Annotated in this window: 16 protein-coding genes, 1 pseudogene and 1 other annotated feature; of the genes and pseudogenes, 16 read left to right on the top strand and 1 reads right to left on the bottom strand. The window is 32.8% G+C overall.

Annotation, left to right across the window (positions count from 1 at the left end):
- Positions 1 to 10 precede the first annotated feature (10 nt).
- Positions 11 to 154: pseudogene (locus tag KA830_RS09600) on the top strand (JAB domain-containing protein); the annotation flags it as partial.
- Positions 155 to 556: 402 nt separating this feature from the next.
- Here KA830_RS09600 and KA830_RS09595 read toward each other — a convergent pair.
- Positions 557 to 736 (bottom strand): hypothetical protein, encoded by a 180-nt coding sequence (locus KA830_RS09595; protein ID WP_019468500.1) that lies wholly within the window; start codon positions 734 to 736, stop codon positions 557 to 559.
- 146 nt (positions 737 to 882) lie between these two features.
- Between KA830_RS09595 and KA830_RS09590 the strand changes: the two genes are divergently transcribed.
- From KA830_RS09590 to secDF, 15 genes are all read left to right on the top strand, one after another.
- Positions 883 to 1,341, top strand: coding sequence for a DUF4930 family protein (locus tag KA830_RS09590; RefSeq protein WP_046207927.1), 459 nt, complete (start codon positions 883 to 885; stop codon positions 1,339 to 1,341).
- A gap of 67 nt (positions 1,342 to 1,408) precedes the next feature.
- Positions 1,409 to 1,567 carry a hypothetical protein gene (locus KA830_RS09585; RefSeq protein WP_164987239.1) on the top strand — a complete coding sequence of 53 codons (159 nt, stop codon included), beginning with the start codon at positions 1,409 to 1,411 and terminating at the stop codon, positions 1,565 to 1,567.
- A gap of 461 nt (positions 1,568 to 2,028) precedes the next feature.
- Positions 2,029 to 2,871, top strand: coding sequence for a rod shape-determining protein MreC (gene mreC, locus KA830_RS09580; RefSeq protein ID WP_046207926.1), 843 nt, complete (start codon positions 2,029 to 2,031; stop codon positions 2,869 to 2,871).
- Complete coding sequence (gene mreD / locus KA830_RS09575) at positions 2,871 to 3,395, top strand: rod shape-determining protein MreD (RefSeq protein ID WP_046207925.1); 525 nt, start codon at positions 2,871 to 2,873, stop codon at positions 3,393 to 3,395. The genes mreC and mreD overlap by 1 nt, the downstream gene beginning before the upstream one ends.
- A gap of 29 nt (positions 3,396 to 3,424) precedes the next feature.
- Positions 3,425 to 3,498: a sequence feature (ribosomal protein L21 leader region), on the top strand.
- 12 nt (positions 3,499 to 3,510) lie between these two features.
- Positions 3,511 to 3,819 (top strand): 50S ribosomal protein L21, encoded by a 309-nt coding sequence (gene rplU, locus KA830_RS09570; RefSeq protein ID WP_046207924.1) that lies wholly within the window; start codon positions 3,511 to 3,513, stop codon positions 3,817 to 3,819.
- A 2-nt stretch (positions 3,820 to 3,821) separates the two neighbouring features.
- A complete protein-coding gene (locus KA830_RS09565; RefSeq protein ID WP_064208869.1) occupies positions 3,822 to 4,142 on the top strand; it encodes a ribosomal-processing cysteine protease Prp in 321 nt (106 codons plus the stop codon).
- A gap of 11 nt (positions 4,143 to 4,153) precedes the next feature.
- The gene (gene rpmA / locus KA830_RS09560) at positions 4,154 to 4,438 is read left to right on the top strand and encodes a 50S ribosomal protein L27 (protein ID WP_019468507.1); all 285 of its coding nucleotides are present in this window, start codon (positions 4,154 to 4,156) and stop codon (positions 4,436 to 4,438) included.
- 129 nt (positions 4,439 to 4,567) lie between these two features.
- Complete coding sequence (gene obgE, locus KA830_RS09555) at positions 4,568 to 5,860, top strand: GTPase ObgE (protein ID WP_064208870.1); 1,293 nt, start codon at positions 4,568 to 4,570, stop codon at positions 5,858 to 5,860.
- An 11-nt stretch (positions 5,861 to 5,871) separates the two neighbouring features.
- A complete protein-coding gene (locus tag KA830_RS09550; RefSeq protein ID WP_046207921.1) occupies positions 5,872 to 6,327 on the top strand; it encodes an ACT domain-containing protein in 456 nt (151 codons plus the stop codon).
- A gap of 12 nt (positions 6,328 to 6,339) precedes the next feature.
- Entirely contained in the window at positions 6,340 to 6,942 is a 603-nt protein-coding gene (gene ruvA, locus KA830_RS09545; protein WP_070658660.1) for a Holliday junction branch migration protein RuvA, read from the top strand.
- 33 nt (positions 6,943 to 6,975) lie between these two features.
- On the top strand, positions 6,976 to 7,977 hold the full coding sequence (gene ruvB / locus KA830_RS09540; RefSeq protein ID WP_046207919.1) for a Holliday junction branch migration DNA helicase RuvB: 1,002 nt from the start codon (positions 6,976 to 6,978) through the stop codon (positions 7,975 to 7,977).
- A gap of 2 nt (positions 7,978 to 7,979) precedes the next feature.
- Positions 7,980 to 9,005 carry a tRNA preQ1(34) S-adenosylmethionine ribosyltransferase-isomerase QueA gene (gene queA, locus KA830_RS09535; protein WP_070039355.1) on the top strand — a complete coding sequence of 342 codons (1,026 nt, stop codon included), beginning with the start codon at positions 7,980 to 7,982 and terminating at the stop codon, positions 9,003 to 9,005.
- Positions 9,006 to 9,029: 24 nt separating this feature from the next.
- Positions 9,030 to 10,169, top strand: a complete 1,140-nt coding sequence (gene tgt / locus KA830_RS09530; RefSeq protein ID WP_019468513.1) for a tRNA guanosine(34) transglycosylase Tgt — start codon at positions 9,030 to 9,032, stop codon at positions 10,167 to 10,169.
- Between the two features lie 17 nt (positions 10,170 to 10,186).
- Positions 10,187 to 10,447, top strand: a complete 261-nt coding sequence (yajC, locus tag KA830_RS09525) for a preprotein translocase subunit YajC (RefSeq protein WP_019468514.1) — start codon at positions 10,187 to 10,189, stop codon at positions 10,445 to 10,447.
- Between the two features lie 326 nt (positions 10,448 to 10,773).
- Positions 10,774 to 13,050 (top strand): protein translocase subunit SecDF, encoded by a 2,277-nt coding sequence (gene secDF, locus KA830_RS09520; RefSeq protein WP_046207916.1) that lies wholly within the window; start codon positions 10,774 to 10,776, stop codon positions 13,048 to 13,050.
- Positions 13,051 to 13,261: the final 211 nt, after the last annotated feature.

Genomic DNA, 13,261 nt, shown 5'->3' with positions numbered 1-13,261 from the left:
CTCTTGATAAGATGTAACACCTTCAAATGAAGATATTAAAACCACCGAAAGACTTAGAGAATGTGGACAACTTTTAGGTATTGATTTATTAGACCATGTCATTATAGGAGACCATGAATATTTAAGTATGGTAGAAGAAGGATATTTTGATTAAACTATGTTAGTTTAAATGGAGTTAATATTGCTGATGATATTGAATGGCTCTGTCATTATATACTAAATAGTTATTTTATATCCGAGACATCAAATTAGCTGGTTAAGCAGTAGGCAATATACTTTTAGTTGCGCTATTATTACCTGTGATTTATTAAATGCAAATGATTATAATGCATTTATATAGTACTATTTTGATTTTGACAGTTGGCGGTATAGTTTCATCAACGCGTCTTAATTTTTGAAAGATTAGGCTTATTCATTTTTAGTACGGTCGTCGTTAGATTAATTTGGGTGTTATTATTGTGTGCTTGTTATTAATGTAAGCGTGTAATTGCGAAAAACAGTCATATGAATAAAAAAAGGCGCTTATTGGACATCAATGTCTATAAGCGCTAAAATTTTAATTTATAAAACTGAAAAATTGATTATAATTTTCCATTAACCAAAGAATGCCTTGGTATCCTAGGTAAATACATAATACAATTATGCCAACATAGATTAAAAATCTTAAAATAGATAAACCTACTCTAAATAATAAGATAACTAAGAGTGCAAGCAGGATTATAGATAAAATACTCATTGTCTATTCACTCCTTTTAATATAGTTTAATATTAATGCATGAAACATACATCGGTCTATAGTTAAAATATAAATACACCTATAGTCTGATGATAAACTTTATTAAACATACTATAATTTTGATGAATAAAATAGGAGGATGGTTCATGCGTTTCATATTTAGCATTATAAAGAATATTATAGCTATTATTGCCATTATAGTAATTGTATTTTTCGCACTCAAATACGCGCCTTTTTTAAAAGACCAAGATTGGAATCCAATGCACAATGATGAATCATCCTTAAATAATAGCGCAAATAAAGGGCACCTAACAGGTGGACAAAGATATTCAGTGGAAGATAATGATATTTTAAATAACGTTCCACTTAGTCAAACGAAGAATATGTTTAATTGGATTGATAAACGAGAGTTTATGTCAGTAACTGGTATTGAAAGAATGGGATATAACGACTCTTATTTGGCTGGGCAACGTGGCGATGAATTTATTATATATAAATTTGGTTCTGAATCTATGAGAGTTTATAAAACTGAAATAGAGATGAATCAAGACCTTAATCAATTAGGTGAACATATAGAATTAAAGCCAGCATCAAATTATGAGTAATGGATTTGAATTCTTTTAATAAATAAGTTAGCCTTATATAAGTAATAAGAAAAGGTTGGTGTTTATAATGAGTGAAAAATCTAATGAAAAAAAAGCAGACGAACAAGCAAAAGCACAAAATTTATTTGCACGTTGGCGTAAAGAAGAAACGCTTTATAAAGAAGATGAAAAAGAATCTAGTAAGTCTAACGACTCTAAAACATCATCAGATGAAGAAAAAAATTAGATTTATTTAATCAAGTACTAAAAGTTAATCGAATGTGTATGTAAGAGCAGTTTACACTGCTTCTAAGCATTTCTTAGATTTTTAAAAATAAATAGGATAAATAAGCAGGACGAGTTTTAAAGTCGATTTGGATATGATTGATTTTGACTCGTTCTTTTTTATGCGGTTGGATATTTATTGAAATGAATAATGGGTTACCTTGACGTTATTTTTAGTTGCCTATTATAAAAATTAATTGATGTGTTAAAATCAATACTAAATAATACACTATTCTATATAATTACTGCTATAATACAAGTTATCACAATGTTTGAATATAAAATATAATAAACTTATCTTCATATTTAAATCCGTAAATAAATTTTGTTCTATATTCTTTATGTTCGTGCTTTATTTCGTTTTAGTAGTAATATAAAATGATAAGAAGAAGATAAAATAGTTGGTTAATAGAGGTGTTTAGGTTGTCAAAGTTTTTTAGAAACAACAAATTGATTGTTATATTATGTGCAATCATTGTGTTTATAGCCTTGATTGGTGTGTCATTACGCTCACAATCACAATCACATGTTGAACAATATGTGGGAGATACGGTTGCTTTTGGCCAAAAAGCTGTGAGTTATCCAGTCCACTTTGTTACTGGATCTATCAATAGTATTTTTTCTAATGGCGACTCCAAAAAGCAATCAAGTGAAATAAAACAGTTAGAAGCAGAAAATCAAAGGTTAAAATCAGAAAATAAAAAGTATAAAAAAGAATTAGATATTGAAGATATATCTAAATTTGATCCAATTTCAAGCACAGTTCTTTCAAGAAATCCTGATCAGTGGATGAATACATTAGTGATTAATCAGGGTGCAAAAGATGGCATCAAAAATAATATGGCAGTAATGACTTCTGATGGATTAGTTGGACGTATCTCTAAAGTGAATCAATTCTCTTCACAAGTAGATTTAATATCAACAAATACAAGGGCGAATCGCTTATCTGTCAATATTCAACATGATGACAAAAATGTGTTTGGTCTCATAGACCATTATGATGCTAAAACTGAAGAGCTAGTAATATCTGATATAAACAATAAAGACAGTATTAAAAAAGGAGATAAAGTAGTTACAAGTGGATTAGCTGATCAGCTTCCAACAGGGTTATACATAGGTGAAGTAGCAAAAGTTGAAAATGATGAGTATGGCTTATCTAAAGAAGTTAGAGTGAAAACTGGTACTGATTTAGCTGATTTAAGCCATGTTTATGTTGCTAAAAGAGACCCTAATACGGTGCCTGATACTGAAAGTGGTGATAATTAATGCGTACGTTTTACTACTTTCTTATTGGTATCATTCTTTTTTATATTGATACTGCAATTGCACTAGTGATACCTATGCAAATTTCTGGAAACGAAATCATCTTCGTGCCTCATTTAACGATAATGTACATCTTAATCATGAGTGTCTATAGAGGTTTTGGTGTAGCAATGGTTTTCTCAATTGTCTTAGGATTAATTACGGATTTATATTATGGAAGTTTTTACGGACTATATTTATTTGGTTATATTTTATTAGTTGTCATCATGGATTTTTTCTTCAAAGTATTTTATCGAGATCATTCGATGTTATTTACAATCGTATTGTTGAGTACACTCGTGTTAGAGATTTATGTAGCAATTATATATAGTGCTTTAGGATTAGTTCAATTTAATTTATTTGAATTTGTGATTTTTAGAATGTTACCGACGTTTATACTAAACTTTATTTTATTAATTATTTTGTATCCGCTAATAACAAAATTTCTCAAAAAAATCCAATTGAAGATTGACAGTAAAAGATTGTAATGCTAAAATGCAGTAGTTGAGTAGTTTCTAGCTACATACAACCGCTCAAATTCAGGTTCAAGTACAGTGATGTCACCTGATTTTGGCGTGACTTAAATTATAGGAGGTGCAAAGTATGTTTGCTATTATTGAAACAGGTGGAAAACAAGTAAAAGTTGAAGAAGGACAAGAAATTTTCGTTGAAAGATTAGACGTAAATGAAGGTGATTCTTTCACTTTTGATAAAGTATTATTTGTAGGTGGAGATTCAGTTAAAGTTGGTGCGCCAACAGTTGAAGGTGCAACAGTTACTGCTACTGTAAACAAACAAGGTCGCGGTAAAAAAATTACTGTATTCACTTATAGACGTCGTAAAGACTCTAAACGTAAAAAAGGTCATCGTCAACCATACACTAAATTAACAATCGACAAAATCAACGCATAATTATGATTAAAGTAGATGTTACATTAAATGATTCGGGCCAAGTAACAGACGTTGTCATGGATGGTCATGCCGAACATGGTGAGTATGGTTATGACATTGTATGTGCAGGAGCATCTGCAGTTATTTTCGGTAGTGTTAATGCTATAATGGGATTAACAACCGAGAAACCCGACATTGATTATAGTGATGACGGTGGATACTTCCATGTTAGAAGTGTCGATACACATAACGAAAAAGCGCAATTAATTCTTCAGGCAATGTTAGTCTCTTTGCAGACAATTGAAGAAGAATACAAAGAAAATATTAGATTAAATTATAAGTGAGGTGCAACCAAATGTTAAAATTAAACTTACAGTTCTTCGCATCTAAAAAAGGGGTAAGTTCTACTAAAAACGGACGTGACTCTGAATCAAAACGTTTAGGTGCTAAGCGTGCGGATGGTCAATTCGTTACTGGCGGTTCTATTTTGTTCCGTCAACGTGGTACTAAAATTTATCCTGGTGAAAATGTTGGTCGTGGTGGCGACGATACATTATTCGCTAAAATCGACGGCGTTGTAAAATTCGAACGTAAAGGTCGAGACAAAAAACAAGTATCTGTATACGCAGCTGCTGAGTAATTTTTGTTAATGTTAACACCAGAAGTGATGACTTCTGGTGTTTATTTTTGTCTTTATTTTCTAGTTATCTAGAAAATGCTATAATATACAAGATATGTAAATTAAATTTAGTAAAAAAGAGGTGAAATCATGTTTGTTGATCAAGTTAAAATATCACTTAAAGCTGGTGATGGTGGTAATGGCATAACTGCATACAGAAGAGAAAAATACGTACCATTTGGTGGACCAGCTGGTGGTGATGGTGGTAACGGAGCTTCAATTGTGTTCGAAGTAGATGAAGGTCTAAGAACGTTATTAGATTTCAGATATCAAACACATTTCAAAGCTAAAAGAGGTGAAGGTGGCCAAAGTAGTAATATGCACGGGAAAAACGCTGAGCATTTAGTATTAAAAGTGCCACCAGGTACAATCATTAAAAGTGTTGAAACTGAAGAAGTATTAGCAGATTTAGTAGAGAATGGACAGCGTGCTACAGTTGCTAGAGGCGGTCGTGGTGGTCGTGGGAATTCACGCTTTGCTTCTCCACGAAACCCTGCACCAGATTTTAGTGAAAATGGTGAACCAGGTGAAGAAATTGAGGTTACTTTGGAATTAAAACTACTTGCAGATGTTGGTTTAGTCGGTTTCCCAAGTGTTGGGAAATCTACATTACTATCAACAGTTTCTAAAGCAAAACCAAAGATTGGAGCTTATCATTTTACGACTATTAAACCTAACTTAGGTGTTGTCTCTACCAAAGATCATCGAAGTTTTGTGATGGCGGATTTACCTGGTCTTATACAAGGCGCTTCTGAAGGTATCGGATTAGGTCATCAGTTTTTAAGACACGTTGAGAGAACCAAAGTAATTGTGCATATGATTGATATGAGTGGTTCAGAAGGTCGAGATCCTTACGAAGATTATCAAATTATTAATGAAGAATTAAAAGCTTATGAACATAGATTAGAAGATCGACCACAAATAGTTGTTGCTAATAAAATGGATATCCCCGATGCAGAAGATAATCTAACTATTTTTAAAGAACAATTAAATGATACCAGTGTACGTATTATTCCGTTGTCTACAGTAATGCACGACAATATTGATGAATTATTATATGCTATTGCTGATACACTAGAAGAAGTTAAAGATGTAGATTTTAATAAGGAAGAAGAAGATTTGGGTGTTAATAGAGTTGTCTATAAACACACGCCTAGCCAGGATGCATTTACGATTACAAGAGACGATGATGCTGCTTACGTAGTGAGTGGTAAAGCCATAGAAAGAATGTTCAAAATGACTGACTTTAATAGTGATCCAGCCGTTAGACGTTTTGCGCGTCAAATGCGTTCAATGGGTATTGACGATGCACTACGTGAACGTGGTTGTGAAAATGGAGATATTGTAAGAATACTTGGTGGAGAATTTGAATTTGTTGAATAGGAGTGCTTGATATGGACAAAAATGAAAATAAAAAGTTTTATTTAATTCGTGAAGATGTTTTACCTGAATCAGTGGTTAAAACTTTACAAATCAAAGAAGTTTTGAAAAATGACCCATCATTGTCCATATTTGAAGCAGTGAAGCAATTCGATTTATCCCGCAGTGCGTTTTATAAATATCGAGACACGATATTTCCAGTTGACGAAAAATTAGAGGAAACAAGAGAATTTACATTGATATTGTATGTAAATGACATCATAGGTATGTTAGCTAAAGTTTTAAATACACTTTCTAAATTAGATTTGTCAGTGCTGACGATTCATCAAAGTATACCTATGGACGGTAGAGCTACCATTACACTATCATTAGATGGTAAAGACACAGATTTAGAAATAGATGAAGTTATAAATTCATTGAAAAAGATTGAACATATTTCTAATGTTGAACTCATTAGTATGACTATATAAGGAAGTGTGACTGTGTACGCATATATTAAAGGAACTTTAACTGTTTTAAATCCTACTCATGTAGTGTTAGAAGCTTCAGGTGTAGGTTATGAGATTCAAACGCCAAACTCATATCGATTTCAAAAATATAAAGATCAAGAGATTTTGATCCATACTTCATTGATTGTAAGAGAAGATGCACAGCTGCTTTATGGCTTTATTAATCAAGAGGAAAAAGACATGTTCTTAAGTTTAATTAAAGTGACAGGCATCGGTCCTAAATCAGCATTAGCAATTTTAGCTAGTAGCTCACCAAATGAAGTGAAAGTTGCAATTGAGAATGAAAATGATGCTTATTTAACAAAATTCCCAGGTATAGGTAAAAAAACAGCGCGTCAAATTGTTTTAGATCTTAAAGGTAAAGTACAAATAACTGAGGAAGATAGCAGTCACTTATTTAATGTAGAACATGATGATCAGCAAAATTCTGCTATTGTTAAAGAAGCGTTACTAGCTTTAGAAGCGCTAGGTTATTCTAAGAGAGAGTTAAATAAAGTTGAAAAAACTTTAAATAAAGAATCTTTTGACTCAATAGACGATGCAGTGAAGCGTGGTTTACAATTGCTCATAGCTTAAGTTTGTTGAAATTTTAAGAAGGGGGAATTACAAATGGATGATAGAATGGTAGATCAATCTATGCATGAAGATGAATCATCATTTGAGTTATCTTTAAGACCAGAAAGATTACGCCAATATATAGGACAGTCAACGATTAAATCAAATTTAGAAGTTTTTATCAAAGCAGCTAAAATTAGGAAAGAACCGTTAGATCATGTGCTATTATTTGGCCCCCCTGGATTAGGCAAGACAACTTTATCCAATATCATCGCGAATGAAATGGAAGTTAATATTAGAACCATATCTGGCCCATCTATTGAAAGACCGGGTGACTTAGCAGCCATTCTGTCTAGTTTACAACCTGGAGACGTGTTGTTTATCGATGAAATACACAGGTTAAGTAGTGTTGTGGAAGAAGTTTTATATCCAGCAATGGAAGATTTCTTTCTTGATATTGTAATAGGTAAGGGAGAAGAAGCGCGAAGTATACGTATAGACTTGCCGCCTTTTACATTGATAGGTGCTACAACCAGAGCAGGAAGCTTAACTGCGCCTTTACGTGATCGATTTGGTGTTCATCTGAGATTAGAATATTATAGAGAAGATGAATTAAAAGAAATTATAATACGCACCGCAGAAGTATTAGGTACGACTATTGATGATGAAAGTGCAATTGAACTTGCGAAAAGAAGTAGAGGTACACCGAGAGTTGCGAACAGACTGTTAAAACGCGTAAGAGATTTTCAACAAGTTAAAGAAGATGAATTGATTAGTATTGATACGACAAAACAATCACTAGCATTGTTACAAGTAGATGATGAAGGATTAGATTATATTGATCATAAGATGATGAACTGCATCCTAGAACAATATAAAGGTGGCCCAGTAGGTTTAGATACAATTGCTGTTTCTATTGGAGAAGAACGTGTCACAATAGAAGATGTTTATGAACCATTTTTAATACAAAAAGGTTTTATTGAACGTACACCAAGAGGGCGTAGAGCGACAGCTTATGCTTATGAACATTTTAGTAAGAATGGAAAGAAGGAATAGTTTTGGATATTGAAGCATTTGATTATCATTTGCCAGAATCATTAATCGCTCAAACGCCTCTAAAAACTAGAGATGAGAGTAGATTGCTTGTGCTTGGTAGAAAAACTGGAAATATTGTGCATAAACACTTTAAAAATATCATTGATTATTTAGAAGCAGGAGATACATTAGTACTTAATGACACAAAAGTCATGCCTGCACGCTTATTTGGTTTGAAAGAAGAAACAGGTGCAAAAGTGGAAATGCTGATGCTAACGCAACTCGAAGATAATGACTGGGAAGTCTTATTGAAACCAGCAAAAAGAATTAAAGTAGGAGACAAATTGTCTTTTGGTGAAGGCAAAATAGTAGCTGAATGTATCGAAACATTAGATCAAGGCGGAAGAATCATGCGTTTAAACTATGAAGGTATATTACAAGAGCGCTTGGATGAATTAGGCGAAATGCCCTTACCTCCTTACATTAAAGAGCGTTTGGATGACCCAGATCGTTATCAAACCGTTTATGCAAAAGCATCCGGATCGGCGGCGGCTCCTACAGCTGGACTTCACTTCACCGATAAACTACTTGAGCAATTGCAAGCTAAAGGTGTTAATATCGCATTCATTACTTTGCATGTTGGATTAGGTACATTTAGACCTGTGAGTGTTGAAAATATAGATGATCACGAAATGCATAGTGAATATTATCAGATGGATCAAGATACGGCAGATTTACTAAACCATACAAAATCAAATGGGCATCGTATCATTTCAGTAGGTACGACTTCTACTAGAACATTGGAAACAATCATGCAATCACGTAACAATTTTGTAGCAGACAGTGGATGGACTGATATTTTTATCTATCCTGGCTTTAAATTTAAAGCGATAGATGGATTAATTACCAACTTTCACTTGCCGAAATCCACATTAGTTATGTTAGTTTCTGCATTTAGTTCAAGAGATTACATACTGAACGCCTATCAACAGGCAGTCAAATTGGAATATAGATTTTTTAGTTTCGGCGATGCAATGTTAATTTTATAGGAATGAAACGAAAGGAGTTTTTGTATGCCAGCTGTAACGTATGAACATATAAAAACATGTAAACAATCTGGAGCAAGATTAGGAATCGTGCATACACCTCATGGATCGTTTGAAACACCAATGTTTATGCCTGTTGGAACCAAAGCCACAGTGAAAACGATGAGTCCTGAAGAATTGCATCAGATGGAAGCAAAAATAATATTAGGAAATACATATCATTTGTGGTTGCAACCAGGAAATGATATTATCAAAAAGAGTGGGGGATTACATCAGTTCATGAACTGGAATGGTCCAATACTGACAGATTCAGGTGGTTTTCAAGTATTTAGTTTAAGTAATTTAAGAAAAATTACTGAAGAAGGTGTTGAATTCCGTCATCATACTAATGGTTCGAAATTATTCTTGAGTCCTGAAAAATCAATGCAGATTCAAAATGACCTTGGTTCAGATATTATGATGGCATTTGATGAATGTCCACCTATGCCAGCTGAATATAAATATGTAAAAGATTCAATCGAAAGAACAAGTAGATGGGCTGCTAGATGTTTACAAGCGCATCAAAGACCCGAAGATCAAGCTTTATTTGGTATTATCCAAGGTGGAGAATATAAAGATTTACGTCAACAAAGCGCTGAAGAGTTAGTGGCGTTGGATTTTCCTGGATATGCAATTGGAGGTTTATCTGTTGGAGAACCAAAGCCAGTAATGTATGATATGGTCTCGCATACACAACAATTTATGCCTAAAGACAAACCGCGCTATTTAATGGGTGTGGGTTCGCCAGATGCATTAATAGAATGTAGCATTCGAGGTATGGATATGTTTGATTGTGTATTACCTACGCGTATTGCACGTAATGGTACATGTATGACTTCACATGGCCGTGTTACTATAAAAAATGCTAAATATGCTGAAGATTTAGGTCCACTTGATGATAATTGTGACTGCTATACTTGTAAAAATTATAGTAGAGCATACATAAGGCATTTAATAAAAGCAGAAGAAACTTTTGGTATCCGTCTTACTACTTATCATAATTTACATTTCTTGCTGAAATTAATGGAAAACATCCGACAAGCTATTCGTGATGATCGTTTACTTGATTTTAAAGAAGAATTTTTTGAACAGTATGGACTAAATGTAGAAAACCCAAAAAACTTTTAAAAGGGAGCAATAACTATATGCAATTTACTTCATTGATATTACCGATATTATTATTAGTATTAATGTGGTTCTTCTTAATTAGACCACAACAGAAAAAGGCTAAAGAGCATCGTGAAATGATTAGTCAGATTTCATCTGGACAACACGTTACGACTATAGGTGGCATTAAAGGAACTGTACGTAGCGTTGACGAAACTACAGTTGTATTAACTTTAAATGGCAACGGTACAGAAATTACTCTAGAAAAGCCAGCTATTAAACAAGTTGATCCTTCATAAATCACGTTATAATTACGAACTGATATATACTATCAGTTCGTTTTTTGTTTAACAAAACCTAAAGATATTGGACTTTAAAGATATAGTTGGTGTTATAATGAAAGATAGACAAAAGCAAATATTTTATATAGCTTAAGTAATCATTACAATTGATAACACTTACATTTAAAAAGAAGTTACAAATAAGTTAAGTTTGTTTTTACACTACATGTAATGTGTTAAAATATGTAAGGTTATTGAGAAAAAGTTTAATCGTCGAGTAAATGATAAAGATGGCGATTGAATTCTGAAAAAATTATAACATAAGCTTACAATGAGGTGTTCAAGTGAAGAAGAGTAGTAGAATAGTTGCATTTATATTACTTGTGGTTCTATTGTTAGGCGGGATAGGACTTACATATAAAAATGTAGTTAAAAATGTCAGCCTCGGATTAGATTTACAAGGTGGTTTTGAGGTTTTATATCAAGTTGATCCTTTACAAAAAGGAGATAAAATTGATGATAAAGCTGTCAAAGCCACAGCAAAAACACTTGAAAACCGTGTGAACGTTTTAGGGGTTTCTGAACCTAAAATTCAAGTGGAAGATAAAAATAGAATCCGTGTACAATTAGCAGGTATAAAAAATCAATCTCAAGCTAGAGAAATTTTATCATCACAAGCTAATTTAACGATTCGTGATGCTGATGACAATATCAAACTTACGGGTAAAGATATACAACAGGGTTCAGCGAAACAAGAATTCAAACAAAATACGAATCAGCCCGCGGTTACTTTTAAATTAAAAGATAGTGATAAATTTAAAAAAGTAACAGAAGAAATTTCAAAAAAAGATGAAAATGTCATGGTTGTATGGCTAGATCACGAAAAAGGTGATACTTACCATAAAGAAATGAATAAAAAAGATCCAAAATACGTGTCTGCTGCTTCAGTTGACAAACCTATCAATTCAGATAGTGTGGAAATTTCTGGTGGATTTAAAGGTGAAAAAGGGATTGAAGAAGCAAAACAAATTGCTGATTTATTAAATTCCGGGTCATTACCTGTAGATTTAAATGAAATTTACTCAAATTCAGTAGGTGCACAATTTGGACAAGATGCATTAGATAAAACCATATTTGCTGCGGCAATTGGTATTGCAGTTATTTATTTATTTATGTTAGGTTTCTATCGTTTACCAGGATTAGTAGCTGTTATTGCACTTACTGTTTATATTTACTTAACATTAGTAGCATTTAATTTCATTTCTGGTGTCTTAACGTTACCAGGCCTTGCAGCTTTAGTGCTGGGTGTCGGTATGGCAGTCGATGCGAATATTATCATGTATGAACGGATTAAAGATGAACTGAAAATTGGACGAACACTTAAACAAGCTTACAAAAAAGCGAATAAAAGTTCATTCTTAACCATAGTAGATGCGCAGCTTACAACTGTGATTGCTGCTGCTGTATTGTTCTTCTTTGGTGAAAGTTCTGTTAAAGGTTTCGCAACGATGTTGTTACTTGGCATATTAATGATTTTTGTAACAGCAGTATTTTTATCCAGATGGTTGCTATCATTGCTTGTTTCTTCAAATTTCTTCAAAAAATCATCTTGGTTGTTTGGTGTGAACAAGCATCATATTGCAGATATAAATGAAGGTAAGGAAGTTCATGATTTAAAAACCCCTTATGAGCGTTGGGATTTCATGAAGTTAGCCAAGCCATTGTTGTCACTAAGCGTACTAATTTTAATTGTCGGTGCAGTGATACTGTTTATTTTCAAACTAAACTTAGGTATTGATTTTACAAGTGGTACAAGAGTTGACTTTGAATCAAAAGATAAAATATCTGAAGCGAAAGTGACAAAAACACTTGAAGATCAAGATTTTAAACCTACACAAGTTTCTTTAGGTGAAAATGGTAAAAATGCAACAGTACAATTTAAAAATGATTTATCTAAAGATGAAGTTTCAAAAATTAAGAACACAATTGATAAATCATTTGGCAATGATCCAACGGTAAATACTGTTTCACCAGTTATAGGTCAAGAATTGGCTAAAAATGCGATGATGGCATTATTATATGCTGCCATTGGTATCATTATTTATATCACTTTCAGATTTGAATGGCGTATGGGACTGTCTTCAGTACTAGCATTATTACACGATGCATTTATGATTGTGGCAGTTTTCAGTCTATTTAGATTAGAAGTTGATATTACATTTATTGCAGCCGTGCTAACTATCATTGGTTACTCAATTAATGATACGATTGTAACGTTTGACAGGGTGCGTGAGAACTTGCATAAAATAAAAGTGATTACGAAACCTGAACAAATCGATGATATTGTCAATAGATCGATTCGTCAAACAATGACGCGTTCTATCAATACAGTACTGACAGTTATCATTGTTGTAGTTGCGCTACTAGCATTCGGTGCACCAAGTATTTTCAATTTCTCATTAGCGTTGTTAATTGGTTTAATATCTGGTGTGTTCTCATCAGTATTTATAGCTGTTCCTTTATGGGGAATTATGAAAAAACGTCAGCTTAAAAAATCAGACGACAATAAACTTATTGTATATAAAGAGAAAAAATCAAATGATGAAAAAATATTAGTTTAATTAATATCTAATAGGTACTAACTTAAAAATCAAACATAAATCAGTATGGGAGAAAAAGCCCGTTTCTAAAATAGATGACTAATCCGTGGTAAAAGCGGATTAGTCATTTTTTATATTGAATGTATTGTAATTTTTGACTATGCATGTACTCATAGATAAATGATTTATTTATGTCATAAACTATTCAACTATTAAGAATAGGAGTTTTAAG

Origin of the sequence: Staphylococcus sp. GDY8P119P (genome assembly GCF_017892075.1) — a bacterium.
GTDB lineage: Bacteria > Bacillota > Bacilli > Staphylococcales > Staphylococcaceae > Staphylococcus > Staphylococcus ureilyticus.
Note: the sequence above shows the minus strand (reverse complement) of the source record. Positions and strands in the feature narration are given on the sequence as shown.

Coding starts and splice junctions, on each gene's coding strand:
- KA830_RS09595 (WP_019468500.1), bottom strand. CDS start 736: ATGAGTATTTTATCTATAATCCTGCTTGCACTCTTAGTTATCTTATTA.
- KA830_RS09590 (WP_046207927.1), top strand. CDS start 883: ATGCGTTTCATATTTAGCATTATAAAGAATATTATAGCTATTATTGCC.
- KA830_RS09585 (WP_164987239.1), top strand. CDS start 1,409: ATGAGTGAAAAATCTAATGAAAAAAAAGCAGACGAACAAGCAAAAGCA.
- mreD (WP_046207925.1), top strand. CDS start 2,871: ATGCGTACGTTTTACTACTTTCTTATTGGTATCATTCTTTTTTATATT.
- rplU (WP_046207924.1), top strand. CDS start 3,511: ATGTTTGCTATTATTGAAACAGGTGGAAAACAAGTAAAAGTTGAAGAA.
- KA830_RS09565 (WP_064208869.1), top strand. CDS start 3,822: ATGATTAAAGTAGATGTTACATTAAATGATTCGGGCCAAGTAACAGAC.
- rpmA (WP_019468507.1), top strand. CDS start 4,154: ATGTTAAAATTAAACTTACAGTTCTTCGCATCTAAAAAAGGGGTAAGT.
- obgE (WP_064208870.1), top strand. CDS start 4,568: ATGTTTGTTGATCAAGTTAAAATATCACTTAAAGCTGGTGATGGTGGT.
- KA830_RS09550 (WP_046207921.1), top strand. CDS start 5,872: ATGGACAAAAATGAAAATAAAAAGTTTTATTTAATTCGTGAAGATGTT.
- ruvB (WP_046207919.1), top strand. CDS start 6,976: ATGGATGATAGAATGGTAGATCAATCTATGCATGAAGATGAATCATCA.
- tgt (WP_019468513.1), top strand. CDS start 9,030: ATGCCAGCTGTAACGTATGAACATATAAAAACATGTAAACAATCTGGA.
- yajC (WP_019468514.1), top strand. CDS start 10,187: ATGCAATTTACTTCATTGATATTACCGATATTATTATTAGTATTAATG.